Annotated in this window: 23 protein-coding genes; 6 read left to right on the top strand and 17 right to left on the bottom strand. The window is 43.9% G+C overall.

Annotated features, from left to right (window positions below; translation table 11 throughout):
- Positions 1 to 4: 4 nt before the first annotated feature.
- A complete protein-coding gene (locus ACRBG0_RS15760; protein ID WP_431487825.1) occupies positions 5 to 1,276 on the bottom strand; it encodes a zinc-dependent metalloprotease in 1,272 nt (423 codons plus the stop codon).
- A 287-nt stretch (positions 1,277 to 1,563) separates the two neighbouring features.
- On the opposite strand from ACRBG0_RS15760, the gene ACRBG0_RS15755 reads away from it, so the two are divergent.
- The 4 genes from ACRBG0_RS15755 (at position 1,564) to crcB (ending at position 4,931) form a co-directional block, all read left to right on the top strand.
- Positions 1,564 to 2,487, top strand: coding sequence for a carbohydrate kinase family protein (locus ACRBG0_RS15755; protein ID WP_431487824.1), 924 nt, complete (start codon positions 1,564 to 1,566; stop codon positions 2,485 to 2,487).
- Between the two features lie 23 nt (positions 2,488 to 2,510).
- Positions 2,511 to 3,422 carry a pseudouridine-5'-phosphate glycosidase gene (locus tag ACRBG0_RS15750; protein ID WP_431487871.1) on the top strand — a complete coding sequence of 304 codons (912 nt, stop codon included), beginning with the start codon at positions 2,511 to 2,513 and terminating at the stop codon, positions 3,420 to 3,422.
- A 30-nt stretch (positions 3,423 to 3,452) separates the two neighbouring features.
- Positions 3,453 to 4,511, top strand: coding sequence for a glycosyltransferase family 4 protein (locus tag ACRBG0_RS15745; protein ID WP_431487823.1), 1,059 nt, complete (start codon positions 3,453 to 3,455; stop codon positions 4,509 to 4,511).
- Positions 4,512 to 4,574: 63 nt separating this feature from the next.
- Positions 4,575 to 4,931 carry a fluoride efflux transporter CrcB gene (gene crcB, locus ACRBG0_RS15740; protein ID WP_431487822.1) on the top strand — a complete coding sequence of 119 codons (357 nt, stop codon included), beginning with the start codon at positions 4,575 to 4,577 and terminating at the stop codon, positions 4,929 to 4,931.
- On the opposite strand, the gene ACRBG0_RS15735 is transcribed toward crcB, so the two are convergent.
- The 7 genes from ACRBG0_RS15735 to ACRBG0_RS15705 all read right to left on the bottom strand — a co-directional run bounded on the left by ACRBG0_RS15735 (position 4,921) and on the right by ACRBG0_RS15705 (position 11,097).
- Positions 4,921 to 5,259 carry a hypothetical protein gene (locus tag ACRBG0_RS15735; protein WP_431487821.1) on the bottom strand — a complete coding sequence of 113 codons (339 nt, stop codon included), beginning with the start codon at positions 5,257 to 5,259 and terminating at the stop codon, positions 4,921 to 4,923. The genes crcB and ACRBG0_RS15735 overlap by 11 nt on opposite strands.
- Positions 5,260 to 5,266: 7 nt before the next feature.
- Positions 5,267 to 5,539, bottom strand: a complete 273-nt coding sequence (locus ACRBG0_RS15730; protein ID WP_431487820.1) for a hypothetical protein — start codon at positions 5,537 to 5,539, stop codon at positions 5,267 to 5,269.
- Positions 5,536 to 6,288, bottom strand: a complete 753-nt coding sequence (lptB, locus tag ACRBG0_RS15725) for an LPS export ABC transporter ATP-binding protein (RefSeq protein WP_431487870.1) — start codon at positions 6,286 to 6,288, stop codon at positions 5,536 to 5,538. Before lptB ends, ACRBG0_RS15730 begins: the two co-directional genes overlap by 4 nt.
- 39 nt (positions 6,289 to 6,327) lie before the next feature.
- Entirely contained in the window at positions 6,328 to 7,086 is a 759-nt protein-coding gene (locus ACRBG0_RS15720; protein WP_431487819.1) for a hypothetical protein, read from the bottom strand.
- Between the two features lie 56 nt (positions 7,087 to 7,142).
- Positions 7,143 to 8,579, bottom strand: a complete 1,437-nt coding sequence (locus ACRBG0_RS15715; protein WP_431487818.1) for a glucosaminidase domain-containing protein — start codon at positions 8,577 to 8,579, stop codon at positions 7,143 to 7,145.
- 197 nt (positions 8,580 to 8,776) lie between these two features.
- Positions 8,777 to 9,847 carry a phosphotransferase family protein gene (locus tag ACRBG0_RS15710; protein WP_431487817.1) on the bottom strand — a complete coding sequence of 357 codons (1,071 nt, stop codon included), beginning with the start codon at positions 9,845 to 9,847 and terminating at the stop codon, positions 8,777 to 8,779.
- 59 nt (positions 9,848 to 9,906) lie between these two features.
- Positions 9,907 to 11,097, bottom strand: a complete 1,191-nt coding sequence (locus ACRBG0_RS15705; RefSeq protein WP_431487816.1) for a Pycsar system effector family protein — start codon at positions 11,095 to 11,097, stop codon at positions 9,907 to 9,909.
- A gap of 296 nt (positions 11,098 to 11,393) precedes the next feature.
- On the opposite strand from ACRBG0_RS15705, the gene ACRBG0_RS15700 reads away from it, so the two are divergent.
- Both ACRBG0_RS15700 and ACRBG0_RS15695 read left to right on the top strand, forming a co-directional pair.
- Positions 11,394 to 12,941 (top strand): hypothetical protein, encoded by a 1,548-nt coding sequence (locus tag ACRBG0_RS15700; RefSeq protein ID WP_431487815.1) that lies wholly within the window; start codon positions 11,394 to 11,396, stop codon positions 12,939 to 12,941.
- A 24-nt stretch (positions 12,942 to 12,965) separates the two neighbouring features.
- Positions 12,966 to 14,327: a DUF5723 family protein gene (locus tag ACRBG0_RS15695; RefSeq protein WP_431487814.1), complete on the top strand. Its 1,362-nt coding sequence runs from the start codon at positions 12,966 to 12,968 to the stop codon at positions 14,325 to 14,327.
- A gap of 454 nt (positions 14,328 to 14,781) precedes the next feature.
- Here the strand turns inward: ACRBG0_RS15695 and ACRBG0_RS15690 are convergent, their stop codons facing one another.
- The 9 genes from ACRBG0_RS15690 to ACRBG0_RS15650 all read right to left on the bottom strand — a co-directional run.
- Entirely contained in the window at positions 14,782 to 15,117 is a 336-nt protein-coding gene (locus ACRBG0_RS15690; protein WP_431487813.1) for a type II toxin-antitoxin system RelE/ParE family toxin, read from the bottom strand.
- Positions 15,096 to 15,374 (bottom strand): hypothetical protein, encoded by a 279-nt coding sequence (locus tag ACRBG0_RS15685; protein WP_431487812.1) that lies wholly within the window; start codon positions 15,372 to 15,374, stop codon positions 15,096 to 15,098. Before ACRBG0_RS15685 ends, ACRBG0_RS15690 begins: the two co-directional genes overlap by 22 nt.
- 119 nt (positions 15,375 to 15,493) lie before the next feature.
- Positions 15,494 to 17,128 (bottom strand): S41 family peptidase, encoded by a 1,635-nt coding sequence (locus tag ACRBG0_RS15680; protein ID WP_431487811.1) that lies wholly within the window; start codon positions 17,126 to 17,128, stop codon positions 15,494 to 15,496.
- Between the two features lie 434 nt (positions 17,129 to 17,562).
- On the bottom strand, positions 17,563 to 18,327 hold the full coding sequence (locus tag ACRBG0_RS15675; protein ID WP_431487810.1) for an alpha/beta fold hydrolase: 765 nt from the start codon (positions 18,325 to 18,327) through the stop codon (positions 17,563 to 17,565).
- 133 nt (positions 18,328 to 18,460) lie between these two features.
- A complete protein-coding gene (locus ACRBG0_RS15670) occupies positions 18,461 to 19,678 on the bottom strand; it encodes a metal-dependent hydrolase (protein WP_431487809.1) in 1,218 nt (405 codons plus the stop codon).
- 79 nt (positions 19,679 to 19,757) lie between these two features.
- Positions 19,758 to 20,216, bottom strand: coding sequence for an NUDIX domain-containing protein (locus ACRBG0_RS15665; protein ID WP_431487808.1), 459 nt, complete (start codon positions 20,214 to 20,216; stop codon positions 19,758 to 19,760).
- A gap of 213 nt (positions 20,217 to 20,429) precedes the next feature.
- The gene (locus ACRBG0_RS15660) at positions 20,430 to 21,827 is read right to left on the bottom strand and encodes a VWA domain-containing protein (protein ID WP_431487807.1); all 1,398 of its coding nucleotides are present in this window, start codon (positions 21,825 to 21,827) and stop codon (positions 20,430 to 20,432) included.
- 214 nt (positions 21,828 to 22,041) lie between these two features.
- Positions 22,042 to 25,383, bottom strand: coding sequence for an isoleucine--tRNA ligase (gene ileS / locus ACRBG0_RS15655; RefSeq protein WP_431487806.1), 3,342 nt, complete (start codon positions 25,381 to 25,383; stop codon positions 22,042 to 22,044).
- 461 nt (positions 25,384 to 25,844) lie between these two features.
- Positions 25,845 to 26,450: hypothetical protein (locus tag ACRBG0_RS15650; protein WP_431487805.1), on the bottom strand; the 606-nt coding region annotated here is incomplete at its 5' end.

The raw sequence follows: 26,450 nt of genomic DNA, 5'->3' as shown, positions 1-26,450 counted from the left end.
TTGATTATTGCACTATAAATTTTCCGCTTTGTGAACCATCACTAAAAATAGCCGAATAATAGTAGATGCCAGCAGGAAAGCTGCTGATGTCAATGGTAGTTGCTGATGTTTTCGTCAGGGAGTTAGCCAGGACGTTTCCTTGAATATTATAAATGAACAGCTGCTGCGGTGGAGTATTGAAGCTAAACCGGATAATACCACTAGCTGGGTTAGGAGATACGTTCACAAGGTTGTTTTCTGCTAAAAAAGTAGTAGGCACGGTTTCAGCACAACCCGTTGCGATTAGATTTTCCTCGGACCAAAGCGTAATCCGTGAAGGAAGTTCGAGTGCTGCGGTCATACGATCTACCTGCCCTTGCGTAAACATCTTTTTACAGTCGTGGTTATAGTCCATGTAGTTAGAGCCATTGGTGGCCAGTTCGCAACTGAAGTCGTTATTGTAGCAACCTTCCAACTCGATAGAACCGCCTAGTGTCGGAGGAGTGTCATCTACCTCATCACCTATGGAAGAGCAGCCGTAGCGGAACGTATGGTGTAGGTTGAGCCAATGGCCTACTTCATGAGTGCCCACGGAAGCCCATTCTTGACCATCTTCCAGTTCTGAATGAGCACCATACCCCCAGCGGATAGAACTATAGGTAATTCCGGCGTAGCCGTCGTCAGATAAGACGGTGCTGGGGAGATTAGCATAGGCTGTAAACAAAGACGGAGAGCCGTTGGTGTATTTAGGAAGATAGATGTTGAGGTACTTATAGTTGTCCCATGAATATTGTGTTAACTCTATCTGGTTGAGCATCGCTTCTTCATTGTCATAATAAACGACACCTGTAGTAGGGTTACCATCGGGATCAATAGAAGCTAGGCAAAATTCAATATCTAAGCTGGCTTTGATAGAATCGAAGGCCGGGTCGATGGTATTCCAGTCAGTGTTCCAGCCATTGAAATCGGTATTGATAATGTCGAGGCCCGATTGCAATTGGTCCATATCCAAATAAGCATCATCACCATTATGAAAGACATGTAGTACTACGGGAATGGTATAGGTCGCATTTACACTTGATTGATTGCCGTTTAGTCGGTTTTGCTGTATTTCTGCGACTCGTGCTTGGGTGAAGTTTTCATTAGCGGCCAACGTTTCTTCTGTATTAGGATCGTATAGCAGCATGCGTGCCTTAATGTCTTCATAAGTGCAGGTCGTGAAATTTGGTGTAGTCTGAGCGAAAATAATGGGGCTTGCTGCTGTAATAAACAGTAAAAAGAGTGATAAGTATTTCATGGAGAAGAGCGTTTAGTTGCTGCTGTGTAGAATAAATTAAAGTTAGGAAAATTAATACTCAAAAAGGAAGCACTCAACTTTTGTAGGCTTTCATTTTGAGTATTATTTTTCACCAAATGAAATTCCCCAACACGCTCTTAGTACAGATGCTTGGCTGAATTGTCGTTAAGAAGCCGTTTGATCTGGACTATTAGGACCCCGGAATTTTTCGTATCTCTGTGCTTAAGTGAGCGTAATACAAATTGGAATCACTTATTTTAGCTCGAATATTAAACATCCCTGAAAACATGAGTAAACCAATCTTTGTGTTGGGGGCAGCGCTTACAGATATGGTAGGCTTTCCTCAACGAAAACCAGCCTTAATGGATTCCGTTCCTGGGCGAGTAGCCAAAGCGTCAGGAGGAGTGGGCCGAAACCTTGCCGAAAACCTGGTTCGACTAGGCTTACCTACCGAATTGATTACTGCTTTTGGTGACGATCGTAATGGCAAGGCGCTTCTTTCTGAATGCCAGGAACTAAATATAGGTGTACGCTATAGTATTTTAGCCAATGGCCGCAAAGGAGCATTGCACCTCGCTATTTTAGACGAAAACAACGACCTATATGCGGGAATTGCAGACCTTTCTATTTTAGATGTGATTACCTCTACGTACTTAGCGTCTCAGTTGCCGGCTTTGCAAGAGGCTAGCCTTATTTGTTTGGAAACCAATACACCGCCAGCAGCTATCGAATGGTTATTGGAACAAGAACTAGATGTTCCGATTTATCTTGATCCCGTCTCTGCTCATTTAGCAACGCGGGTACAGCATCAACTAGGGAAGTTTCATACGATAAAAGTTAACCGCCGGCAGGCAGAAGTTTTAGGTGGCCGCCCACTGGATCAATTGATGGATGTTGAAAAACTGGCGAATAAATGGATCGCATTGGGGGTTCAACGCGTGTTTATTACGCTGGGCAGCCAAGGGGCTTATGCTGCTGATGCCGAACGGCAGATACATCTGCCAGCGGCAAAGGTAACTGTAGCAGATACTACTGGCGCGGGCGATGCTTTTCAAGCCGGCCTTATCTGGGCCAGTTTGCGAAAATGGTCACTGGAAGATTGTTGCCGAGCCGGGTTGGCAGCTTCAACCGTAGCTGTACGTGCCGAAGGTGCAATTAATAAAGAAATGTCGCAAGCGACCCTATTGGAGCATATTCGTAAATTTTGCTAAGAGCATTTCCCAAACTCAATGAACTGATGAGCCCGTACTTGAAAAAAAGCCCAGAAGTGGCAGCAGCCTTAGCAGAAGGGAAAGCTGTAGTGGCATTAGAATCGACAATTATCTCACACGGAATGCCTTATCCTGAAAATGTGGAAACGGCATTAAGGGTAGAAAAAGTTGTGAGAACTGCCGGTGCTGTGCCGGCAACGATTGCTATTTTAGACGGAAAATTATGTGCAGGCTTGAGCCTTGAACAGATCGAAACCCTTGGGAAAGAGGGGACAGCAGTAACCAAAGCCAGTCGCCGCGATATTCCCTTTCTTTTAGCAAAAAAGCAACTAGGCGCAACAACGGTTGCTGCAACGATGATTATTGCAGCCCAGGCAGGAATCAAGCTTTTCGCGACTGGCGGTATTGGTGGTGTTCATCGAGGCGGAGCAGTTAGTTTTGATATTTCAGCAGATTTGCAAGAACTGGCGAGAACGAGTGTCGCAGTCGTCTGTGCTGGCGCAAAGTCTATATTAGACTTACCTTTGACGTTAGAATACCTGGAAACTTATGGCGTACCAGTGATTGGCTATCAAACCAATGAGTTTCCAGCCTTTTACGCTCGCGAAAGCGGGTTGAGTGTAGATTACGCCTTGCACACACCGGAAGAGATCGCCGAAGTGTTGAAGACGAAGTGGAGTGCAGGCTTGACAGGTGGAGCGATTGTAGCCAACCCTGTGCCGGAAGAATTTAGCATGGATGCTACTTACCTCAATAGCATTATTGAACATGCACTAGTAGAAGCTACGCGTGACAAAATAAAAGGGAAGGCTGTTACACCCTATTTGTTGAGTAAAGTTAAAGAGTTAACCGCCGGTAAAAGCCTGGTTTCCAACATTGAACTGGTGCTTAATAATGCACGGTTGGCCGCTGAAATAGCAGTAGCTCATAGCTAGTATTGCAAATTTTTCACTTAAAAAAGAAGCATGCTTTTATTGGTGCTCAGCTTCCTTACTGCATTTGCGCTAACCTATTTTGCGATACCGTCGATTATTCATATCGCGCGTGACAAGCAATTGTATGATGTGCCGGGGGAACGTAGTTCTCATTATGAGAGTACCCCTTCTTTAGGAGGGATCGCTATCTTTTCCGGTGCTATTTTTTCTATGGTTTATTGGACTCCTCTGGGGGGAGCAGACCACTTGCAATACGTTCTTTGTGCGATGCTAATTCTTTTACTTATTGGTGCTAAAGATGATATCTCGCCCGTTTCGGCCAATAAAAAAATCATTAGCCAGATTATGGCTGCTTCTATTTTAGTAATAAAGTCAGATACACGTTTAGAAAGTCTCTATGGTGTGATGGGGCTCCATGGGGCACTACCTGAGATTGTGGTGATTATTCTTTCTGTTTTCACCATTTTGGTGATTACCAATGCATTTAACTTGATTGACGGAATTAATGGCTTAGCAGGAAGTTTGGCAGTATTGATTTTTACCACTTTTGGGGTATGGTTTTTTGTCGCAGGATTTGCAACTTTGGCAGCGATAGCTTTCGCAGTAGTCGGAGCAGTATTGGCTTTTCTTAAATACAATTACTCTCCTGCTCAAATTTTTATGGGAGATACGGGTGCTTTGATGTTGGGGTTAATGTCGGCATTCTTAGCAATTAAGTTTATTGATTTGAATGATGGCTTAATTGCGAATAACCCTTATCGTCTAAAAGGAGGGCCAGCGGTGGCAATAGGTATTTTATTAATCCCATTGTTTGATACCATTAGAGTGTTTTCGACTAGAATAATCAGAGGGCAACCTCCACTAAAAGCGGATCGTCGGCACATTCATCATTTGTTAATTGATGCCGGAAAATCCCACACAGAAGCAACGGCTATTTTGGTAGGGTTGAGCATGTTTGTTATTGCTTCTGTATTGTTTTGCCACGATAAACTGAATATGCACTTGGTTATTTTATTTGAGTTGGCACTTATGAGTGTTTTTAGCTTTTACTTTCACCAAAAGGCCAACCATAAACGTAATACCAATTAAAGAGCTTAGGAACAGCATGGAAATTTTTAAAAAAAATCGCAGTCTATTTTCTGCACAATACTTATGGCGTATTTCTGGGTTTTTTTTGGTGGTGGACTAGGAAGCTTGTGTCGCTTCGCTCTAGCAACCTGGCTCAACCGGACGGAAGCTTATCCATGGGGAACCTTCGTAGCCAACGGGTTGAGTTGCATCATTCTAGGAATGCTAGTCGCTTTGGTCAGCAAACAAGGGCTAAGTACAGAATTGAGACTGCTCTTGTTGACAGGTTTTTGTGGTGGTTTTTCAACGTTTTCAACGTTTTCAAATGAACTGGTACAAATGCTCAAGCAAGCCAATTATTTTACTGCCGGAAGCTATCTTCTAGGAAGTATTTTTTTTGGTTTATTGGCGATCTGGTTGGGGATGAAAATTATTGATTGATACGTTTTTTTATAACTGTATCAAAAAGAGGGGCTAGTTCCAGGCTGTCTTTTAGTTGTAGTAATTCCGGTTGGTCAGGGCGTAGTGGCTTAAGAGGTCGATCCAACGTATCTTTTTTCCGGCGAGCTTGCTCAATAATGATAGAGTCTGCAAGAAGACCTGCCTCTTCGAGGGCTCGATCCAGGCATCGGCGATTGATGATGGCCTCAAATTCAGTCAAGCGCTCCTCTACTTTTTCTGCAATAACAGCATCAATATCAACGTGCGTAGCACTTTCGCATCCAGCAAAAAGAACAAGGAAAAATAGAACTGATAATAATTGCCGCATACTTTAACTAATTTGCTGTTCTGGTGCGTAAACGTTCCTCTTCCGCCAATCGCTGATTGACGATACTGTCAACCGCTAATTGTACCATTTCGGGATAACGTTGCTCACACAAGCTATCCCAAATAGGGCGTAAGCTATCCAGTTTGCTCGTGTAGAGCGTGTCTATTCTGTTGCGTTCTGTTGGTGTAAGACGCAAGCTTACGTTTTGTGTTTGGTTATCACAAGCTGTAATAAGGGTGAAAAACATTATAAAGAGGAGGGCAGGAATCATTCGGTTCATTCGCGATCATTTACATCAATAACCTTTCGTCGAAGTTCAAAATGCTTACCGAGATATACTTTTCGGACGATTTCATCGGCAGCTAACTCTTCGGCCGTACCTGCTTTTAGGATGCTCCCTTCAAACATTAGGTAAGCCCGATCTGTAATAGACAATGTTTCTTGTACATTATGATCGGTAATCAAAATGCCAATATTTTTGGTCTTAAGCTTAGCTACAATGTATTGAATATCCTCTACCGCGATAGGGTCGATACCAGCAAAGGGTTCGTCGAGCAGGATGAAATTGGGGTTGGTGGCTAGCGCTCGGGCGATCTCGGTACGCCGGCGCTCTCCGCCAGAGAGCGTATCGCCAAAAGATTTACGTACTTTTTCCAGTCTAAATTCCTCGATCAGTGATTCTAGCTTATCTCGCTGTTCTTCCTTGCTGATAGCTGTCATCTCCAATACGGCCTTGATATTATCCTCTACAGAGAGCTTCCGAAAGACGGACGGTTCCTGTGGGAGGTAACCAATGCCCCGGCGAGCGCGCTGGTACATGGGTAAATCAGTGATGTTTTCATCATTGAGGAAAACATTGCCTTGATTGGGTTGAATAAAACCAACCGTCATGTAAAAGGTAGTGGTTTTTCCTGCACCATTAGGGCCGAGCAATCCAACAATCTCCCCTTGGTGTACTTCCAGGGAAACTTCTTTTACGACTTTGCGACGGCCATAAATTTTTACTAAATTTTCACTGCGCAGGATCATCATATCTGGTCGAAATCGATAGTTTAATAGTTTTGCTTACTAATCAATGTATTCCACTTTACGCAAGAACCGTGCACCTACGGTTATTTCAAAAGTAAGATTGCGGATTTTACGTTCCTGTAGGGTGGTTGTTTGCCCGTTAATCGGATTTCTCACATTGTCAATGCTCGGTTGCTGGTACTGCAGCGAAAAATCAGGATTGACTGTAAATTCTACTATCCCCTCAACATATTCCGAGAAAGGAAAGTTGAGTCCTCCCCCCGCTAGAAAGCCATAGTTGAATCGGCGAACACCAAAGATCTGATTTTCTGAAAAGTAAACATTGAAAGGATAAATTCCTACTGATATTTGGTTGACTTGAGTAAATCGTTCGTATTCGTCCAGATTGGTCGTCAGTGTATAATCACCGCGAACACCAAATAGATAGTATACATTGCTATTGCCTACCTTGGTGATAACCTGTTTGGCTCCAAGCGATAAACTAAGATTGTGAAATTCAAAACGCTGTGTAGGAAAATCAACAAAACTAGCGTTGAACGGATTCCCAAAAAGTGAGCGCCGAATAGCACTCCCTTTCAAGTGATAACCCATTTGTGCAAAGAGAGAAAACTGACCTTCTGCAGGAACACTTTCTACCGAAAGGATCGCATGATAACCTACGAGAGGGTCGCGTTCAAAAGCATTCCATTGTTGGGTAGCCATCGTCAACCCTCCTTTGACGCCATAAAAAGAGCCTTGGCCCCAGCTTTGATAGCTCAATAAAAAAGATCCAAGGAGTAATAGTAGTCTGATATACATGGTAGTAAGGGATAGTCTGGGTGCAAACATAAGCTATCCCTTACTGTTCTCCAATTTTACTTAACACGAAGCTTCATTCCAGCCTGAATCGTATTGGTTGTTATACCATTAAAGCTTTTCAATTGATCAACGGTGATGTTATAGCGCCGTGAAATGCCATAGAGTGTTTCTCCTGCAACAACCGTATGGTAGACCGGAGCACCGTTTGTGTTATTGTTAGGGTTTGTGCTTGGTGTTGTAGGGCTTGGCGCTGGAGTTGGATTAATTACAGGTGGATTACTCGTGTTTGGTGCAGTAGGTGTAGGACTAGGTGCTGGTGGACGATTTGGATCAACGATGATGATGGGGACATCAGGCTTTGTTCCTCCATTAGTGGGCGTTTCTGGTTGTACGATTACTGGAGGAGGCGTTACAGGGCGCGTTGGCACAGGTACGGTTTCTTCTTCCTCGGGCTCTTCCATATCCAATTCTCCGTTTGGCAAAACCGGAACCGCCGGACTTGAGTCTAACGTTTCTTCCTGTTCTGAACGGAGTTTTGGGGCATCTTTTACTTTGCACCCCCGAAGCTTTATTTTTTCATTTACAGCAGGTTCTTCCCCAGAAGATAGGCGGTTACGCTTATACAGTTTACTCATTTTTACAGCATACTCCTGTGAAATAGTAAACATGGTCTCTCCTGTGCCGACGGTGTGATATTTATCCTTGCCTCGGTAGCCGTTTCTCTTTGGTTGTAAATAAATACGCTCTCCTTCTGCAACTTCTTGCTGGCTGCTGCCGATTTTCTCATTATAGCTAATCAAATTACGAACACTTACATCTACCCTTTTTGCAATATCTTCGAGGCTCTCGCCTTCTGAGACGACAACATAACGGACATCATTGTTGTCAAGAATACCACTGGCAACAATATCTGAAGGAGTGTCAATGTCTACAGCGGTAGTATTGTCGTAACGGAAAAGTTCATAACGCTCAATGAGTGAAATGAGACTTTCAGGATACGTAGGACTGGTTGCATAGCCTGCTTGCTTAAGGCCGTAAGCCCAGTTGCGGTAGTCCATAGGATCTAACCGGAAAAGAAACCCATAACGAAAAGCCTTGCGAGGGTCACGGAGAAATTCAGAATGCGCAATGTAGGAGGCATCACTGTTTTTATAAGCACGGAAACAGCTTTTAATGAGTTTACCATTGGCGTCATAGTCATCATCTTCGCGATAGATATTATCACCTTGCCAATCAGCGCCACATTTGATGCCAAAATGGTTGTTGGCGCGCCGTGCAAGAATACTCTGTCCGGCATTAGACTCCAAAAGGCCCTGTGCTAACTTAATACTCGCAGGAATACCTGTACGCTCCATTTCTTGTACGGCAACATCCTTGAAACGATTAATGTAATTAAGTTGGGTTTCACTTTGTTGGGCCATTAGCCCTAGCGAAGGGATTGCCAACAAAAGCAGCAAGGGTAAAAGAGCTAGTGGTTGAAATCGATTGAACATTACGCAGGAGGTTTTGGAGATAATTAAGCCGGTATAAGCCAATGGCATAAGATCAGGAAAATAGGGATGCTGTTTTTCTATCTCTAAAGGTCTGCTTTTACGAGATAAAAATCAGCTTATTAACGCTAAAGTCTATTCTAACTATTTTATAGAAGGCAAATTCTTAGTCTTTTTTTAACGGTATTGGCTCATAAACGCTACAAAAGTTGACTAATACGATCTTTTTCAATAGCAAGGCGTGCCAAGTTGCCGAAATAATGTACGGCATGAATGAGTTCGCTAAAGCGAGGGTCTTTGCTGTGACCTTGCTTCCAACGAGAATAGATCTGCTGTACAATAACCCCTATTTTGAACGCACCGTAAACGAAGTAAAAGAGAATATCATCAAGTTGATGGCCCGTGGTGTGCTGGTACCTTTCTACAACTTCCATCCGCGTGAGGTTGCCAGGTAGCCAGGTTAAGTTGCTTGCTGCCAACTGCATTACTTTTGCTTCGGGACCTTCACTCCAGTAGGCAAGACTGGTTCCTAAATCCATACGGGTGTCTCCTACGGTGGCCATTTCCCAATCTAAGACAGCTAAAATGCGAGCAGGTTCTGCTTGGTCTAATACCAGGTTGTCATACTTGTAATCATTGTGGATTAATCCAGGACAACCATCTATCGGTTGGTTTTGTACCATCCAGTTGGCCAGCTCTTCCATGACTGCAATATCGTCCGTTTGCGCATTGTGGTAGCGTTTTGTCCATCCGCTTACCTGGCGTGCAACGTAGCCTTCGGGTTTACCCAATTCAGTTAGCCCGGTACTTTCAATATTGATTTGATGCAATAAGGCAAGATTGTCGATAGTAGCCTCCGAGATGGCCCGCATTCGTGGTGGTGACAAATCTAGCCCTTGTGGAGGTTTGTTGCGTAAAATAATCCCTTCTACCCTCTCCATGATATAAAAAGTATACCCCAGCAGTGTTTCGTCTTCGCACAAATGAACAAGAGCAGGGATACGGCCATAAATGGGGCCCATTTTTTCTAAAACCCTATACTCACGAGCCATATCATGGGCCGACTTTATCTTTGCACCAAGGGGTGGCCTGCGTAGCACCCAGTCTCCAAGATTAGTGCGTAGCAGGTAGGTCAGGTTAGAGAAACCACCAGGAAATTGCCTTACTTCTGTGATGTTGGTAAGTTCGGGAACATGCCTCTTTAGATAAGCACTAAGCGTATCTATATTAATATTTTCTCCGGAACGTACATCAATGGTTTGATCTTGCATAGTTACTAATAAGGAGGACTAAGGACAGCGCAAAAAAAGCTTCATTTTTTTGAACAATACTAAGGCAGGAATAAGGTGAACAGAAACAAGGCCACGGTGATAATGAGCCCTACCATGAATATGTTGTAGGAAATAGACAAGTAACGATATTTTTTGTCTAATACTTTTCCCAGATGATATAAATCCTCTACCATACTATGGTAAAGTAAAGTACTACTTTGGAATGTTTTGTTCATTGCCTGGGTGAATTTCCCTAAAGGAAGGCGAACAAAATTACCGAAAAAAGCCAAACCTGCAGGTACCTCCTCGTCATTAGTAGGTAGCTGTGTAACTTTTGGGCGAGCAGAAAGGACCGCAAAAATCAATGAAGCCAAACCTGTAACCAAAAAAATCACTACTGGCAGCAAAATCATGGGTTGGGTTTCCGCTATATTTCGATAAGATAAAAAGGTAATCAGTACACTGATGAGGATCGAATTGACGCTAATCATAATATTAGCCTTGTTGTCAGCAATAGCACTGAGGTTAATATGGTTGCGATATACTGTGCGAAAATAGGTCTGTGTTCCTCTGATAGGCAAGCTGGTTTCGAGTTGCTCAAAAGGCGATGTTGTTTCACTTGTGGTTCCTGGTGCTTGGTTGCGCCTTATCTTTTCGAGCCGTTTTTTCTGAACTAAAATTTGATGAGCTATTCGTTTTTGCCAGTGCATTTTGCCGGCACTTGTTTGATAGCGAAGATTAAGAAGCTCTTGTAGTTTTAATTGAGTTTGCTCTAATTGTTGCCCCGGACCATTACGCAGCTCTTGTTCAAGTGCCCTTAAGTCTGCCCAGTGATGAGTGTCATCGTTGCAATAGATGCCAATTAATGCATCAGCTAAGAGTTTACTGGCCAGATTATCAGGAGTTTGTTGGTAGGTGACTTTTAAACAATGTTCAACAAATGGGAATAAATCTTCTTTTTCTTGTTGTTTAAGAAAATCAAGACAGCTGGCTTGTGCTGCAGAGAAGGGGTGCTTACGGTTCTGTAGATAGCCCAGTGGGTAAAAGAGTGCTGCTACTTGGGCCGTCTGTATAGCATCGGAGTCAGCGTGTTCTGAATTTCCAAATTGCAAAACCAACGCTTCTAAAAAACAGGCCAGTTGGTCATCATAAAGCAGTGCCTGAGGATCTTGGTGCTGTATACACAAGGCCGCTATATGCTTTTTTGCAGCATTGATCAAAGGGTTGGGTACAGTTGGCAAAACGTCCATTGCTTATTTTTAGATAAGCTCAAGATAAGCAGTTGGCGGTAATTATTAAGCCTGAGATAATTTTTGTCTTCCGCGCTGCGTTTTTCCAAAGCAGAATGAGTAGCCTTGCAGCATTTCCTTTACCTTTATCGTTAGAACAACGAAAGGTTAAGGTTTTATCTCTTCTGTTGATTCTTAGCAATGTCTACCCACTTCCCCACAGAGATTAAAGGCACCTTCCTTTATTTTAATTTCTTACAGCGCAATGTTGTTGTCAAAAGCAGCTGTTGCCGTAAGCCTAAACGTCTACGAGAGTTATGAGAAAATGGAGCCAGTTAATGGTCTTGCCGCTACTTCTATTGTTAGGATGTAGCCAATTTGCTGACCTAGAAGGTGTGGAGCGTTCGAATTATGATGCAGCTTATGCTGTTCCGCTACTCAACACCAGTTTTTCAATGAATGACCTATTGGAAAATTTTGAAGAAAATTCGGTACTTACCGTTTTGCCTGATGGGCTACTACGTTTGCAGTACAGCGGCAGCGTGCTTACAGAGAATGCTGATGATGTTTTTGAAGCGATCAATTCAACACTTTCCGGTGTTGGAGGTATTGTTATCGAGGACAATGTTCAAGCTTTACCTTTTTCCGGACCTGATGGTTTGGTTATTGATCGGATGGAATTAAAAGAAGGTCAAATGTTTTGGCAATTCGAAAACTGCCACGATAAACCAATTACTGCAACAATGACTTTCCCAACGGTAATGCTTGATGGAGAACCATTGTCTTTTACGCGTACCATTGCGGCTTATAATGGAACAGGAGATTGTCCGTCATTAAACAACGCGTTGTCACCAATAAACCTAGAGGACTATATTATCACCCCCGAAAATGATTCTATTTACGTAGAGTATACTGCGGTGGATACTGACGGTGTAGAAATAGCTCCTTCTTCCAATAATTCTATCCTTATTCTTGGACTGGCATTTAGCTATGCAGAAGGGTATATGGGGCAGATTCAGCATTCTAGTGGTGTAGACCGGATCGATATCGACTTTTTTGATAATTGGATCAGAGGAGATGTTTACTTCGAAGCCCCGGTGATTACCTTCAATATTGCCAACTCTTTTGGTATTCCTACTCGCTCGGTAATCGAGCAATTTGATATCATTACTGTGGATGGTGATACCTTGCCTTTGGAAAGTATTTACATCGAGGAAGGGATCGATTTTCCTTTTCCCACCTTAAATGAGGTAGGCCTAGTGAAATCCACAGATTTTGTCTTTAATAAAGACAATTCCAATATCCGAGAAGTACTAGGTGCAGGTCCGATTGCTATTATCTACGATGTAGATGCCGCTACCAATCCGGACGGGAATACTGATATCCGAGGGTTCGTAACCGATAGTTCTTTCTACGAAGTAAGGGTTGATGTTGATCTTCCTCTTTATGGTTCTGCGATTAACTTCGGTGTGCGCGATACGTTCGATTTAAACCTAGGTGATTTTGACAAGGTTGATTATGCCGAGTTTAAGCTGGTGACCGAAAACGAGATGCCTGTAGCAATAGGTATTCAGGGGTATTTTCTTGACGGGAATGGTACTATTTTAGATTCTTTGTACACGGAGTCGACTCGCGTAATTGCCGGGGCTCCTGTTGGAGTGGATGGACGGCCTACAGGTATGGAGGAGACAGTTACCTATAGTGATTTTCCTTCGGATCGTTTTGCTATTATCAAAAATGCTGCAAAGTTGGAAATTGTAGCGACCTTTTTCACGACAACAGATGGGCAGCAATCGGTACAGATTTTAGGCGACCAGGATGTAAAGGTGAAGCTAGGAGCCATCTTTGGTGTAACGGAAAACTAGGAAATCTCTCTAAAAATGTATCTAATGAAACATATTTTTATACTACTGGCATTAGCAGCAATAAGCATTACCCCTTTGCGAGGACAAAGTGATTTAAGTAGCCTGTTATTAAGCAATAGCTGGCAAGAAATGAATGCCAATCCAGCGTTACAACCAGCAGGTATTGTTGTCAATTTGCCAGGGTTTTACAATAACCTGTGGTTGACCAATATCACCTTTAATGACTTGGTGGTGGAGGAAAACGGCGCGACCGTTCTGGATATTAGCAATGCCATAGGCCAGATGGAAGCGCAGAATATCTTGCGCGAAGATTTTGATATCGAAACCATCGGAATTGGGTTTCACGTTGGGCGTTTAGGGCTTAGCGTCGGGCATCGGCTACGGTTCAATGCGCTGATTGATTATCCTAAAACCCTGGCGCAACTTATCTGGGAAGGTAATGCACAGTTTGTCGGTGAGACCGTTGGTTTTGGGCCGTCATTTGACCTTACCGCCTACCATGAATTTGCACTTGGCGCTTCTTACAAAATTGGAGATAATGTGCAGGTTGGTGGTAAAGTAAAACTCCTTAGTGGAGGTGCTAACCTGAATACCGAACGCAATGACTTACAGCTCACAACCAGTGATGATGTGTATCAGTTGACGCTAGATGCGGACCTTTTATTAAATACAGCGGGCTCCCTCACTTATGATGGCTTGCGAGACGTAGGAGTGGATTTTAATTATGGTAATTTTTCTACGAGTTCTCTTTTTAGTAGCAACAGTGGCTTGGCTTTTGATCTGGGTATTGCGGTGCAACTGGGTAAACTCCAACTGTCAGCCAGCGCTCTGGATTTAGGCGCAGAAATCAGCTGGGATGAACAAGTAGCCAACTATACATTGGATGGCCTCTATGAATTTGAAGGCCTGGATGTAGCCCAGCAACTATTGGATGATGGAGAGTCTTTCGGAGATGTTATTGATTCTCTATATAACACTTATGAGCCCACAGAAACCAACAATGGCTATACAACGACCATTGGTGCGAAATACTACTTTAGTGGTCAGTATGAAGTTTCGGAAGATATTCTTGTAGGCCTGATCGCCTATACCGATAACTACAAAGATGTGAACACTACCGCCGTTGCTGTTTCCGGAAGCATCAACTTCTCACCCGTACTTCGGGTAGGAGGCTTCTACGGCTTACGTAATGAGCGGCTAGATAACCTGGGCGTAAATGCGACGTTAAGTCTTGGTCCCGTTCGGTTAATAGCAGCAACTGATAATATCATTTCTGCCTTTCGGCCAAAAGATGCTCATCTGGCCAACTTCCGAGTAGGATTAAATCTGGCTTTCGGTCAGGAAAAGGAAGATGTAGATCGGAGTAATGGGAATCGGATGTTTTAATGAGGAGATTTAAAAAAGTTGAATTTTAGAAAATGAATGATGCCGAAGGTTACCGCGAATGGAACCTTCGGCATCCTTTATAGAGGATATTATCGAAGAACTCAATCATTATGGATATATCTTATCTACCAATTGGGTTTTTATTTCTGGCGGTGGTTTATAGGTTGAAATCTCACGCAGGACCTTTTTTTATCATAAGAATAATATATGGGTTGATCAACGTAAAAACACTTGGGGTGTTACGATAGCTACAATGAAGGATACGCTTGAATGTATAGATATAAATGAAGAAGATGAGAAAGAGCTAAGAAGGCTAATTAGAAATAGAAGAATAATGTTTTTTTGCCTAATTATGTCTTTTATAACAATGGTATATTTAAGCTCCACTGGTGGAGCTCTAAATTAGAGGGTGTTTGAATTTTACCTACTCAAAAGGCGGTCGTTTCGGCGCGATTTATTCCAGTGCTTTTTTAATAAAGGTAGGTCCTCTTTTTATATGCATGACGCGTATTACAACTACGCCTTTCTGAATTTCTTTGATACGGTAGATAATTCGATATACTTCCTTTGCTATGACTTGCCTATAGACAATCTCATTAGTAAGTTGTGCAACTTCTTGAACAGGAGAGCGTGAACTTGGCATATTTGACAGAGTGTGAATGGCTGAAAGTATTTTTTGCCGTGCGTCAATAGCCTCACTTTGGGATACTTTTTTCTGTAAATAAGAGAGTATATCATTGATGTCTTTCTTGGCCCCCTTCGTTACTATTATTTGGTAGGTTTCAGCCATTCCTCTGATTCTTTTTCGAGTTGTTCAAGAGTGATATACTCACCACGCTCAACGGCGGCCATAGCTTCATCAGCTTGCGCTAAAAAAGCCGAAGCTGTAACAGGTGTGCCATCTGTTTCATAACCAAGAATGGGGTCTTTTTGCTCCTGAACATAGGTGCTCAGCATAGAATAAACCACTTTGAGAAAGCTCTCATCCTGATCCTGGACTTTATCCAGTAGGTTGTCTATCTCCGTTCTAATCTCTACAGCACTCATAATCATTTGTTTTACGATTATAAATATAACGCTTTGTCAGGGTAAAAAAGTCATTTCTAAATAAAAAACGGTGCTGCTTTCGCGAAAGCAGCACCGTTTTTTATTCAATGACGAGGTGTTTAATTACCCAAAATACGACTGTATTCTTCTGTGTTATTCAAAACGCGAATCGCTTCGTTAACCTCGGGATCATTACGTAAACCGATCTGTACTTTACCTTTTTGGTAGTAATACCGGCCAGCAATTTCCTTTTCAATCAAGCGGATAATCAAATCGCGGTGCTTATTGAGTTCTGATGCTTGTGCATTATCAAATTTCAACTGTAGGGCGGTGATCTCATTCGTCAGGTTTACTTCTTCAGCAGTGGCTTTTTCAGCCAGTGTTTTTAGTACTTTTTCGGCATCACTTTGGTACGAAAAGTTGGTCCGTTGCAGGTAGTTTTCAAAACTGGCAAAATCCGTGAATCGGAAGGTGTCCGTAGAGTCGATCGTTGGGTGATCTTGGGCCCACTCTGTTACGTAGTTGAAAATAACATCATCCTGCAACAAGGATTTGATGATACCATCATCAGTAGCAGCATCCAAAAGGATATCAGGCTTCACGCCACCACCATCGAGGACGGTTCTACCGCTCCGAGTTTTAAACCGGGCACGCTTTTCATCGGCAATAGCCACTGGTTCGCCGTTTTTGTATTCAACACTCTGAATACAGCGCTCGCTAGGAATATAGTACTTGGCAGTAGTGACTTTAACCCGGGCATTATAACCTACTTCCATGGTGTTTTGTACCAATCCTTTACCGTAGGTACGTTGACCAATGAGTATTCCGCGGTCATAATCCTGCATTACACCACTAACAATTTCAGAAGCAGAGGCAGAACCTTTATCTACTAATATTGCCAAAGGAATTTCGGTATCAATCGGCTGGTTAACCGTTTTATATGCTCGGTCCCAGTCTTTGACTTTACCTCTGGTCGTGACGACAACTTCATCACGCGGGATGAAAATATTACTAATATTAACGGCTTCGTTAAGTAGTCCACCACCATTGCCACGTAAATCCAGAACAAGCCCTTTTAGGTCAGGGTTTTCTTGCTTTAGGCTTTGGAAAGCTTCAATGATATTACGGCCAGCATTGCGCGTGAAAATAGAGAGGTTGATGTAACCAATACCCTCGTTGAGCATTCCGAAATAAGGAACGTTGGGAACGTCAACATCACCACGCGTAAGCTCAATGTTGATGTTTTCGGATACGCCCGGCCGATTGATAACCAAACGCATTGTCGTTCCGGGGAAACCTCTCATGATCTCTTCCATTTCCTCCATTGAACGATTGAGGGCACTCTGGCCATCCACGGAAATAAAACGATCGCCAGCTTTCAGCCCGGCCATGTCAGCGGGTTGATCTTTGTACAATTCGGTAATGGTAATGTATTCCCCGATCTTCTTACTTTTGGTACCAATACCGTGATATTTACCTTCGTTAATTACCCGATAACCTTCAATGTCCGATTCGCTGATGTAGTTGGTAAAGGGGTCTAAAGAACCCACCATTGCTTCCAGCCCCGTACGCATCAATTGACCCGGGTCAATCTCGTCGACGTAATTGGTATTTACTTCTTTATAGAGGTTCGTGAATATTTCGATGTTCTTGATGATTTCGAAATACTTATCCTTCTCATTGCTAATCGTAAAAGCGGTACCCAGTAGAAAAGTAGCTACCAAGCTTCCGACAATCAGAATACGCTTACTCATTGTTATTCGTTTTTTACGCAATACTTACACTCAAATTATACGCTTAAGATAAAGGAATGTTGTCAACTGATGATAAATTGACATCAGCATTGCAGTGAACGTTTGAATATACGGTGTGGATGATGAATGGAAGGTATCGTCGCATCATTTGTGCTAATATTCCCAAACCACTTAGTAACGGGTATAACCTTCAGTATTTATTTGATTTCCTGGATTTTTTAAAATGCCTTATCATTTTTCCTGCTTCGTACGCTTTTGAAACAGTTTTTACGATATACCTTTCTTTATGTTCGCTAGTTACCCTACCGACCCCAAATGATAAGAGGTTGTTCTCTGTTCGGTAATTTTCCAAGCTTGAATTATGTCCTAAATCTTCGAGCGTTATGTCTTTATTTATTGAGCAGAAGATCATTAATGTCGATATCTGCTAAGAGCTATTTTTCTAAAAAGGTGCTGACCAACTGAAAAAGTTCCTCTGGTTTTTGAGCGTGAACCCAGTGGCCCGCATCGGCGACGGTCGCCAATTCGGCTACAGGAAAGTGCGTTTGTAAAAGAGGAAGGTCATTGTCATCAATGTAGTTAGATGCAGCTCCCCGGATAAATAGGGTTGGTCCGTCAAAAGTTTCTTCTGGCGTAATGTTCTCAAGAATCGCCTCGTAATCACGCGTAAGTATAGGTAGGTTCATTTTCCAACGGTAACCGCCTTCCTTGTTACGAGTAAGATTTTTTAACAAAAACTGGCGTACGCCGAAATCGGAAATGCGTTCTGCAAGGATACTGTCAGCTTGTTTACGGTCTTCAATGGTGTTTAGATCCAAGTCATTGAGTGCCTCTACAATGATTTCGTGCCCACCAGAGTAGCTCTTCGGAGCAATATCAACCACAATAAGCTTGTTGACCATGTCTGGAAAATGGGTAGCAAACTGCATGGCTGTTTTCCCTCCCATTGAATGCCCAAGCAGGTTGGCTTCGTACATCCAGTTGGCCTCCATGAAGGCTTTTAGGTCTTCTGCCATAAGCGGATAAGAGTGCGCATCCATGTGAGGGGAACGACCGTGATTTCTTTGATCGATGATAAAGACGGTATAGTGCGCTGCCCAACGCTTGGCCAGTGTCTGCCAGTTGTCGAGCGTTCCAAAAAGCCCGTGTAGTATAAGCAGTGGTGGCCCTTGGCCAAAAGTTTTGTAGTTAAGTTGCATCGTTGAATTGATCAGTACCAAAACGTGTTCTAAAGATAAACACCCTTGTTAAGAGCTTGGTTGGGGCGAGAAAAAAAGGTGTTGCCGAATACATACTTTAGCTACGCCGAAGAGTGATTGGATAAAAAACAATTTATTCTCCCATAATCCGTCCCCATAGCCCAGACATACTCGCTTCTCGGTCTTCAGGCCCTTGTTGAACATGAACGGCTTGTAATTGCCCAGCCTTTTCCTGAAGGAGAAAGTAAAAAATATGCTGTGGCCGTTTTCCCGGAACATCAATCTGTCCATAGCGGAGATCATTCATCCTGAAGGTAGAATCATTTTCTTGTTCTACATTAAAGTAACCATCGGAAAACCATCGCAAAATACTTACATCGCGATCCTCCCAGTGGTCTTTGACCAATTGATGGTTTTTAGGAACCTCTTTTAATTTAAAGAATGGCGCTTTATCAAGCAGAGAATACTGCCCCATGTAAAAGCTAGTAGGCGTTTCGGCGGTGCCTTGCCAGAGGAGGCTGTTAAGGATGGTGGGCCCAACGACGTGTCGGGTAGCAGTAATGTTTTCTTTCTCTAAGGTAGCTTCCATGCGTTGGTTGGCGTACCAAAAAAAGCTGGTGCAGAGCAGAAGGTAAGCGCTACTAATAATGATTCCGGCCCAATTGTAGCGCTGCCGTTTTTTGCTTCCGCGTATTTGCCTGCTGGCTAAAATAAGACAAACTAAAAAAGGAACAGTGTAAAGCGGATCAGCGACAGAAACGACGTTCCATGCTATTCTAATCGTACTGAAAGGCTCAAATAATTGGGTGCCGTAGGTGGTACAGGCATCTAGGAGAGGGTGAGTAAGGATGGCCCCAAAAAAGAGTTGTGTCCAAAGCCACCACCCAGGATTTTCATTAACGGAAGGCGTTTTTCGTTTTTTTTCACGTAAGTAAATAACCAATGGAAATGCAATCATCGCCAAACTTACGACCAAGGAGATGCTACCGATGTTGTTTATTTCTAGTGGCATCAAAGAACTTCCGATGAACACGGCAAGGAAGAAAAAAGCCCACCCTGCCAATAGGGACGTCTTTTCGTTCTGTGGCCATTGGCCTTCTTTACCTCCGTATAGTCGGTGTACCAATAGCCCCATTCCCAGTGGAATCACAACAGAAAAAAGGATAGAATGCGTAAATGCGCGATGATAGGCCAGCGCACTGACTTGGTCGGTGACGAAGTTGGCGAAGATATCAAGATCAGGAAAAGTACCCGCTATCGCGCCCCAGAGCATAGCTCGGTTCCCGGCTTTTTTTCCTAGTACAACTTCGCCTACTGCGGCGCCCAGTGTGATTTGTGTAAGACTATCCATGAATGGTGTTGGGTATGAAGAACGATGGTACAACACCAAAAGGACACAGTAGGTTGACGGATTAGGTTAAGGCAATTTCCTAGTCCATGTCTCCCAGATAAACGGGCCGTTCTGGATGGTCCAGATCAAATAACCACTGGATCATATCAAGGGGGTAAAATTGAGCTTGTGCTAGCTCTTCCAAGGGAACCCAGCTTACACCAATCTGATAACGATCAGCACCGGTTCCCATCTTCGGTACGGAGCCTGGTGCCAAATGGCAGCGAAAGAAAAACTCTACCTGATGTATGTGACGCAGGCGAGCCTGCCCCGGGTGGTTTAGTCCAATATAGTCTCTCACAAACAACAACTCCCCTACTTCTACTTGCACACTGGCTTCTTCCCAGCACTCACGAACGACAGCCTCTTCCAGGCTTTCTTGGTACTCTTGGCCACCACCAGGAACGCAGTGGAAAACACCGCGCTTGTCTTCGTTTTTGTTGCAAAGGAGCTTTCCATCTTGGATAATAATTGCTTTGACAGAGTTACGGATGCGCATAGTTGGGGCTTTTAATGATACACGATGAAATGTAGGGGAACAAGGTAATGTTAAAAAAGATTCCAGGAAGGGGAGGTAATTACGGCTTTCTACCTCTTAACGTTCAAACCTCTATGTCGAATAAGGAGCGTGGGCTAGCTTCATAACGTAGACACATAGCCGAGCTTCGTTGGATTTGAATTGGTTTTAAAACCTATGTGGTGAAAAATCGCCCTACTCCGGAAAAATCGCCCACAAATTCTCTGTAGCAGCCCCCCAGCAATCAACTCTCCGGAGTTCAGGAAGATCAAAACGGCAGGCTTTCACCAAATCAAAGCGGTATTCTTCCAATCGGCAGCGGTTGCCATCCATGTAGAGGAGTCGGCCAAAGGTGTTTTCCGTAAGACAAGTATATTCTGCGAAAGCATTGGTGTTATCCAAACTCGCCCCCAGGAAAGTCATGATATTGATAGTGATTTTCTGACTAGCCAGTGTGTTGGTCCATTCACAAATATCTACACCAGGCAAGCGGCATACATTTTCGCCATCGCTGATAAAAATAAGCGCTTTTGAAGTATTAGGGTTGTCGGTGAAAAGAGTGGGTGTTTCTTGCAGTATAGTCAATAAAGGGGTAGTTCCATCTGGTACCAAAAACTGTAAGGCGTAGCCCATATCTTTGCGACTCAACTCTCCGGCTGGGTGCCACAGGCGGGGTATGGTGCCGCAGTCTCCGCCAATAGTGCCAATGCCTACCTGGGTCTCATCAGAAAAGTTTTCGAGGAGTAGTTGAGCTGTTTCGCGCATCACATCAAAGCGATCTTCTCCGATGCAACTGACCTCTTCCATTACCATGCTCCCTGAAATATCTAGTAAAAAGACGACTTCATCGTAGTCTACAAATTCAAGTAGAGGTTGCACATTAGCCGGAAGGCTGGCGTACTCATAGGTTTTTAGCTGACGATTTTCGCGATTTTGAACACTGTCTTCTACTATAAATTCAGTAGCAATGCCGAGCGTGTCTATCAATCGTTGATAATTTTCGCCGGCTTGCCTATTTTGTACATCGGCGCGATAAGCCGCAAGGAAACTGACCATGCCCCGCTCTAAGTCTCTTCGGTGTACGTGGTAGTGTGGAGCTAGGTCGGCGTGGGCAGCAGCCCCCTTACCCTGGTTCATCACTTGTGCATATCCAAGCGCATTGAGCATGATAGAGCGCTCCTCTGGGTAAGGCAATTCTGTTTGTAATTCAATCGCTCGTTTTAAGGGGGCAATAGCCTTCCCATAGCGCAGCCCATAGAGGTTTATCATCCCGGCAACAAAGTGTTGCAAGCTGGCCAAGTGTACATAATCAGGGTGCCGAGGACTGAGCATATTTTTACCACTGCCTAGTACTTCCAGCGCATCATCTGTTTTTTGCTGTTGCCCCAAAGACAAGGCGTAGGCCAGCGCAAAATTATATTGATTAGGATGTAGCTGATACGCTTTGCGTAAATGATTTTCAGCCCGACCGTAGTTGCCCTCCGAAAAATAGTACGACCCCAGGAAGTAATTGCGATAAGCTTCCTTTCCACCACCAGCCATCGCCGCTTGGGTGAAAAAGAAAAGCAGTAAGAGGAATAACAATTGTTTCATGGGGATGGTCCGGTTAGAATAAAGTGTTGCCGCACATAGTATTGCGCAGAAAAAAAGTGTGTTTTTGTTTTTCACAATAGTTAAAACGCTTTAAATGAAGCGCTTATTTATCTATTGTGAAAAACAAAAACACACTTTGTTTTCGTGCTGTTCCTCAAACGCAAGGCGGCAACACTTTATGGCTGTACTTTAAAAGAATAACTACGACCTAATCTTAAGATCGCTTATTCACTTCAATCGTAGCCTGCAATTCTCCAGGCAGTTCTATCGCTTCTCCCCCATTTGGAGTACCAATACTTAGCTCATCGGCCAGTACTTCCCCTTTGATCAAGTCGCCAAAGTTGGTTACTGCCCGCGCAATGGCGGGGTCTTTGCTGATGGCTACCGTAATGCGGTCGGTCACTTCAAAATTTTTGTCCTTACGGATATTCTGAATACGATTGACCAGCTCGCGAGCCATGCCTTCGTCTTCCAAAAGTTCCGTTAGTGTCAAATCCAAGGCGACGGTTAAGCTGCCATCGGTGGCTACTTTCCAGCCGGGGATATCCTCGGTAGTGATTTCGAAATCTTCCATCGTCAACTCGAAGTTCTCGTCTCCTACGACTAACGTGTAGGTTCCTGACTTTTCGAGGGCTGCAATATCGTCCTGGTTGAATTTGTTGATAGCTTGTGCAGCGGCCTTCATGTTTTTACCCAATCTCTTGCCAAGGGTCTTGAAGTTGGGCTTGATCCGCTTTTTGAGGAAGCCTTCTTCATCGTCGCGTAAATAAGCGATTTCCTTCACGTTAACCTCGGCGAGAATAAGGTCTTTTACCTCTTCTACCTGGCGTTCGAAACCGGCATCAAGTACCGGGAGTAAGATTTTTTGTAGTGGCTGCCGTACCCGGATCATATCCTTCTTACGAATACTAAGCACAAGGCTGGAAATACGCTGGGCGTAATCCATCCGCTCCTCCAATTCGAGGTCAATCAAGGACTCGTTGGCAGGCTCCAGTAAGCTCAGGTGCACAGAGTCAAACTGTAGGCGAGAACCTTCCTTTTTGGCATCATCTTTTACGCCTTCCGTAAGGTTGCGGTACAGCCAATCACTAAAGAATGGTGCTACTGGCGACATCAACTGGGCCGTGGTGACAAGACATTCAAATAAGGTCTCGTAGGCTGCTTGCTTATCGGTGTTCATTTCTCCTTTCCAGAAACGACGGCGACAAAGGCGCACATACCAGTTGCTCAAATGTTCGTCTACAAAGCGCTCGACGGCACGACAGGCACGAGTAGGTTCGTAGGCAGAAAACTGCTCTTGAACCTCCTTCGAGAGGCTGTTAAGTTTTGAAATAACCCACCGGTCGATCTCAGGACGATCTTTCACAGGGATACGCTGCCCCGCTTGTGGCTGCCATTTGTCAATATTCGCGTAAAGCGTGAAGAAGCTATAAGTATTAAAGAGCGTACCGAATAGCTTACGGCGAACTTCTTCGATGCCTTCCAGGTCAAACTTGAGGTTGTCCCAAGGATCGCTATTGGCCATCATGTACCAGCGAGTAGCATCAGCACCGTACTGCTCCAATGTTTTAAATGGATCAGCGGCATTGCCGAGTCGCTTCGACATTTTTTGACCATTCTTGTCTAGTACGAGTCCGTTAGAGACGACATTTTTGAACGAAACGGTATCATAAGCCATCACGGCAATCGCATGAAGGGTATAGAACCAGCCACGGGTTTGATCAACACCTTCGGCAATAAAGTTGGCAGGGTAGCTTTGCCCAAAAGGAGCGTTAAAAGGCTGCTCGTCGCCAGCAGCTAATTTTTCATAATCAAGCCCCCACTGAGCATAAGGCATGGAGCCAGAATCGAACCATACGTCGATCAGGTCCAGCTCGCGCTTCATGGCTTGCCCGTCTTCACTTACCAGTACCACATCATCGATGTAGGGACGGTGAAGGTCTTTAGGTACTTCCTGGTTCAAGCCCAATGCTTTATTGGCTTTCTCTACCTCACGGGTGAGTTCGGGAATAGAACCAATACATAATTCTTGCTTCCCGTCTTCGGTACGCCAAATCGGCAACGGAATTCCCCAAAAGCGAGAACGACTCAGGTTCCAGTCTTGTAGGTTCTCTAACCATTTTCCGAAACGACCTTCACCGGTGCTGGTGGGCTTCCAGTTGATGGTCTTATTGAGTTCAGACATGCGCTCTTTGTAATCACTGGCACGCACAAACCAACTGTCAAGTGGGTAGTACAGTACCGGGCGATCCGTCCGCCAACAGTGTGGGTACGAGTGCAGGTATTTCTCCGAGTGGAAAAGCTTGTTCTCTTCTTTCAGTTTGATCACGATGTCAACATCCGTCGGGCGCTCTTCTTCCTGACCATAGTCTTTGACGTAGCGCCCAGCAAAATCCGTGACTTCTGCCACAAATTTACCTTGGCGATCCACCAGTGGCATGGGGTTGTCAAATTCATCTTTTACCAATAAGGCAGGGATGTCGTTCTCTTTAGCCACGCGCATATCATCTGCACCAAAGGTCGGTGCAATGTGTACGATACCCGTACCGTCTTCGGTACTCACGAAGTCACCAACAATCACGCGGAAAGCGTCGCCTTCGGGCTTAACATAAGGCATCAGTTGCTCGTAGCGGGTGCCTGCCAGTTCAGCGCCGGTCATTTCGGCTACGATTTCGATATAGGGGTAAGGCTTGTTGCCAGGAACGGCATCAGCTGCCGTCATGTCGGGCTTAGCTTCCGAGAAATAAGCATTCAGCCGATCCTTTGCGAGTGTCACGAAGATCGGTTCGTGTGTGTAGCGGTTGAAGGTGCTGACCTTCACATAAGGAATCTTTTTACCTACCGCCAATGCTGTGTTTGATGGGAGCGTCCAAGGCGTAGTTGTCCACGCGATGATATACTCATTGTCAGTATCTTTTACTTTAAACTGAGCAACCGCCGAGGTGTCACGAATTTCCTTGTAGGCACCTGGCATGTTTAGTTCGTGCGAACTCAGCCCCGTACCCGCAGCAGGAGAAAATGGCTGAATGGTATACCCTTTGTACATCAAACCCTTGCGGTGCAGTCGCTGCAAAAGGAACCATACCGATTCGATATAGCTATTCTCGTAAGTGATGTAAGGATTATCCAGGTCTACCCAGTAACCCATCTTGCGAGTTAGGTCGTCCCAAATGTCCTTGTAGCGCATCACGGTTTCGCGGCACTTTTGATTGTACTCGTCTACCGAAATTTTCTTACCAATATCGTCCTTGGTGATGCCTAATTCTTTCTCTACACTCAGCTCGATAGGCAAACCGTGTGTATCCCAGCCACCTTTGCGGTCCACGCGCTCCCCTTGGAGCGTGTGAAAGCGGCAGAAAATATCTTTTATTGCCCGGGCCATTACGTGGTGAATGCCAGGCAGACCATTGGCAGAAGGAGGACCTTCATAAAAAACGTAAGTCTTCTCTGGATCGCGTTCCTGGATAGATCGATCAAAGATTTTTTCGTTCTCCCAAAATTGGAGAATCTCCTGATCGATTTCCGGTAAGTTCAGCTGTTTATACGACTTGTACATCGGTAGCGTGCGGACATTTAGATTCTCTGATTTTTTTTGTGTTTGGAGTCAAGCGAAAACAAAATCACGTTCCTTGTCAGTCACTTACAATTGTTGCTTTAGCTTGACCACAAAAAAACAGAGAAGGTTAATTTTCAATGAATGTGCAAAAGTACAAAACAAAAAGCTCCGACAGAGGCCATCTGTCGGAGCTTTTTGAGTAGCAAAAATTAGCACCTACAGATCGCCGGGCGAACTGATAATAATAATGCTAATAATTATACTTTGCTGTTGCATACTGCGAATATGGTGTTTTTTTGGGACAGTGCAAAGTGTGCGCTGTACTATTCGTTCTTTTCATACTTCGTTAATCGCCTTTCTCCTGTTTTTTTTAGCACCCCGTTTTCAACGGCTTTTTGTGGCATGATACTATCAAAGGTCGAGAAAGGTTTGAGCCATTATAGGCTAATTTTAAGTGCCATTTAGGGGAGAGTAGCCGATTTAATTATTTTTTCGATCTCTTCAATTCTCCTTTCAACAGCTAACCAAGTTCTCACATCGTTTTCGTTCTGCAATTCTGACGCTGCAATCAGGTAGTGAAACTGGATAAGTTCATCCTTTTTTAGGTTGGGATATTTTGTGACAAAACCATTAGATTCGTAATGCGTAAATGCCTTTTCAGCATAGTCTCGTTTTGCATTCTTTAGCATCGTGAAAAATCTACTGGGCATAGCGTTTTCCTCCTTCGCTCGCCACATTATACTTTCAGGGGCTTCGGTTCCTATGTGTAACTGGTATTTTTCATTTTTAATAAATTGGAGAGCATCTAAATGTTCTCCTGTGTCACTAAATCCAATGATTTGATCTTTGAAACCACATCTGATTCTTATGGATGATTCATTATCATTGGTTGCTTTCATTGTTATTGCCCATTCAATCGAATTGTCTATCTTATCCCCATTATGAATTTGGTTTGGTAATGTGAATTCCCTGATTTTGATTTCTCCATCTTTATATTTTAGCCTTATCTGATGTACTTTTCCAATTTTCACGTCAGTAGCAACAATATTAGAGCTTGTTGGGAAATT

Source organism: Lewinella sp., assembly GCF_050633125.1.
In the GTDB taxonomy this organism is placed as follows: domain Bacteria; phylum Bacteroidota; class Bacteroidia; order Chitinophagales; family Saprospiraceae; genus Lewinella.
This window is presented reverse-complemented; position numbering and strand designations above follow the sequence as displayed.